3 protein-coding genes are annotated in these 3,612 nt (G+C 40.7%); all 3 read right to left on the bottom strand.

Annotation, left to right across the window (positions count from 1 at the left end):
• Positions 1-87: 87 nt before the first annotated feature.
• On the bottom strand, positions 88-735 hold the full coding sequence (locus tag JK188_RS16740; RefSeq protein ID WP_132494500.1) for an MBL fold metallo-hydrolase: 648 nt from the start codon (positions 733-735) through the stop codon (positions 88-90).
• A 39-nt stretch (positions 736-774) separates the two neighbouring features.
• The gene (locus tag JK188_RS16745; protein WP_211885138.1) at positions 775-1,323 is read right to left on the bottom strand and encodes a YcbK family protein; all 549 of its coding nucleotides are present in this window, start codon (positions 1,321-1,323) and stop codon (positions 775-777) included.
• Positions 1,324-1,637: 314 nt separating this feature from the next.
• Positions 1,638-3,365: a L,D-transpeptidase gene (gene ldtD / locus JK188_RS16750; protein ID WP_211885136.1), complete on the bottom strand. Its 1,728-nt coding sequence runs from the start codon at positions 3,363-3,365 to the stop codon at positions 1,638-1,640.
• Positions 3,366-3,612: the final 247 nt, after the last annotated feature.

The raw sequence follows: 3,612 nt of genomic DNA on the forward strand, positions 1-3,612 counted from the left end.
TCATTAAGCTTAATGGTAGAAATGTGAATTAATTATCAGAGGTGGGAATAAAAATGCCCCATAAATGGGGCACTTTTATTTATATTTTTACCAAACCGGTAATTCATCCTGTAAGAAAGGATTAGAAATACGCTCATGCCCTAATGTGGACATCGGACCGTGTCCCGGAATAAAGTGATAATCATCACCAAGAGGCAGTAATTTGTTCTTAATCGATGCGATAAGATCTTGATGGTTACCACGCGGGAAATCGCTGCGCCCGACACCACCTTTAAATAACACATCGCCCATGGAGATGAGTTTGTCAGCATGGTTCACAAAAACAATGTGACCGGGTGTATGGCCAGGGCAATGCAGCACATCAAATTGAATATTTCCACACGTGATGCTATCCCCCTCTTCTAACCAATGATCTGGTGTGAAATCAGGGCAATCACCGATATAAAACATCGCATTTTGCTCAGCGAGATTTTCAATCCAGAACGCATCTTCTTTCTGTGGACCATAAATCGGTACACCGAAATGTTTTGCAAGGGGAGCTGAGGCGCCAATATGGTCAGAATGACCGTGGGTAAGTAAGATTTTTGTTAATGTTAATCCGCGGCTTTCAATGGCGGCAATCAGCTTTTCAGCCTCACCACCGGGATCAACAATCACTGCATTCATTGAGGTTTCATCCCAGATAACCTGGCAGTTTTGCATAAACGGGGTTACTGGGATAATAGTATATTTCATCGAACAATCACTCCATAATCTGTGTCACCTACGCACAGATTACCATGTTCTCACTGGACCTGTATCGATATGAATGAAATTGCTTTTCGGATAATAGCCCACACCGCCAGCACTCATTTTTAATGCCGCTTTACGGATGTTACTTAGCTGTAAGCCTTCAATATGGAAATCCATCGCTTGCCCACGGGTATGGTAGCTTTGTTTAGCCACACCTGAGCCCTTACGACGCAATGCATTATTCGTTTCTAATGAACGGTAACCCGAAATCAGCTGAACTGGCTTATTGGTTCCCATCATCATTTGCAGTAAATAAATTTGGTCAAATAACTTAGGGTCAATGGTTTTCACTTTCTCACAACGATAATCACGGAAAAGGTGATTTAAGCGAGCTAATTCAGATTTATTATAACGGCGACCATCGAAAAATTCGGTCTTTAAAAACTCACCTGTATTTAAGTTTTGAAAACGTAAAATTCTTGGGCGAGGTGTACTCATTGCAGCAAGTACATGATTAGGTAATAGTCCCAGACCGATTGCGGCAGCACCAATTCCCAACCACTTTCTGCGGTTTTGATCAATCATATCCATAGGTGATAACTCAGGTGTTAATTATTCGGTAAATATACATTTCAACTTCATCAGTCTAGCAAAGGATATTTAGCTTTAATGTATAATTATGTAAAGAATTGCGTAAATTAAGGAAAATCCATCACTTTTATGCAAAAAGGTGAGTGAAATCACTTATAACATGCCGATTAAGACGACTTTAATTCCTTACTGCGTATTATATGTAAACACAATGCATTCAATATATAAATATATTAAAACGGAATTGTTAGGAAGATTTAGGAATTAATGCAGGAAATAGCATCGAGGAGCCTAAGCTCCTCGAGTAATAGTCACTATTTTAAAATTACTTTGATTGCAGGAAGATATTTTTCTGCGTTATCAATACTGCCATCATATTGATAGATATCAGCCCGGTATTGCGGTTGGTCATCTTTATCAACCCACGCAGTTTGATAATAAAGGTACACAGGAATACGGTCAGGAATATTCACATAACGTGTTGAACCTTCTTTTAGTGCCCCATCAATACGAGTCTGAGCCCAACCTGCATCCCCCAATAATATCGTCGCTAGCTCACTAGCTTTATTTACGCGAACACAGCCTGAACTGATTGCTCGGGCATTTTTATTAAACAAGCTATGGTTTGGTGTATCATGCAAATAAATCGCATCTGAGCTTGGCATATTAAACTTATAACGCCCTAAAGAGTTACTTGAGCCTGGTGCTTGACGAATGCGATAAGGGAAATTTGCTGGCGTAATATTTTCCCAGTCGATTGTATAAGGGTCAATTTCATAAGCATCTTGCCCCCAACCTGAATAAACCGTATAGCCTTTACGGCTAAAGTAGCTTGGATCCATTTTACCTTTCGGTGCAATATCCTTACGCGCCAAACTTGTTGGCACGCTCCAAGGTGGGTTAATCACCACATTATTCAGTGCGCTGCTCATAATTGGCGTTTTACGATCTGCACGTCCAACAATCACTTTCGAATCCAAAATGATGTCGTTATTCAGATAAAAATCCAATGTGTACGCAGGAATATTCACCAAGATTCCAGTACCGCTACTTTCCGGCACAATACGTAAACGCTGAATATTCAGTGCCATCAGCCCCGCTTTTTGTTTTGGCTGCATATTGAGCCAAACGCGCGTGCCTTTACCAATCACACCATCTGCTTCTAAACCATATTGAAGCTGAAATTTTTTCACTGCGTCCACTAAGTCATCGCTATACACACGGGCATTGGCGGTGACTTTATTGATCTCTTCTGGCGGTGCGGATGCATCAACGGCTTCACCAACCGCAGAGGCTTCCAATAATCCATCTCGCACTAAAATCTCACGGAGCGTAATAACATCATCACTGGCTTGCCCCGGTTTTAATGCTTTTGTACCCGTAATTTCTAACGTATCCTCCGGCAATGCGAGCTGTTTTAGCATCTCTTTACGCATCGGTTGATACATCGCGTGTTTCGGTGCTTGAGCCTTCACCCACTCACCCAGACGATGTTCAGATTCAGCCTCTAACCACGGTTTCATTTGTGCCGCAGTCGGTGCAATAATTTTATAAGGGCGGCTGGTGTATAACCAATATTGTCCCGTTGACTCAACAGAAGAAAGATACTGTAAATAACCCAACATAGCGTCGGATAAAATAGCATCACGCCCCATTTCGCTCAGCTGGCTATTTTCCAATGAAACTAACCATTCGCTAAATTGAGGTTGGAAACCCGCTAAGGCAAGCTCGGCTAATTGTTGTTGAAACTGACTAATTGCTGTTTCATCTTGCCATAACAATTGCATTTGCCTGTCTGCATAAATTTTTGCCAACTGGTCCGCAAACACCAATTTTGTTTCTACAGGCAAAGATGCGTTAAGCTTTTCCAAGCTCTCTTTTGCCGTGACTTTACTCACCTCTTCAGCGACGACTGATTGAGGCTGTTGAATTTCCATACTGTTTTGCTGCGTATTTTCTGCTGCGGAAAATGCAGGGAACTGCATCGCCATCAGCCCACATAATACTGAGATCTGCAGAGCTTTCACTCTTCTCTTTGCCATACATCCACCTTAAAGTTACTACATGGATAACATTATTTTTTTATTATAGTGACACTATTTGATTATATTTAACTCTGAGAAGAATGTTATAGGAATTGACTAATTTTGTCTTTATTGATGAAAAAGTTATTGAGGTAGGCTATCTGAAATGAGCACTATTTATAAAAACAGCATGAGAAATAGAATTGTTTGCATTTTCCACCAAAACTAAACGATATAACATATCAAATATTGACGTCTTTTATTC

It is taken from the genome of Providencia sp. JGM181 (assembly GCF_018257375.1).
GTDB lineage: Bacteria > Pseudomonadota > Gammaproteobacteria > Enterobacterales > Enterobacteriaceae > Providencia > Providencia lanzhouensis.

Bases quoted from the DNA above. Each gene is read 5' to 3' on its own strand.
- JK188_RS16740 (WP_132494500.1), bottom strand. From the start codon at position 735: ATGAAATATACTATTATCCCAGTAACCCCGTTTATGCAAAACTGCCAG.
- JK188_RS16745 (WP_211885138.1), bottom strand. From the start codon at position 1,323: ATGGATATGATTGATCAAAACCGCAGAAAGTGGTTGGGAATTGGTGCT.
- ldtD (WP_211885136.1), bottom strand. From the start codon at position 3,365: ATGGCAAAGAGAAGAGTGAAAGCTCTGCAGATCTCAGTATTATGTGGG.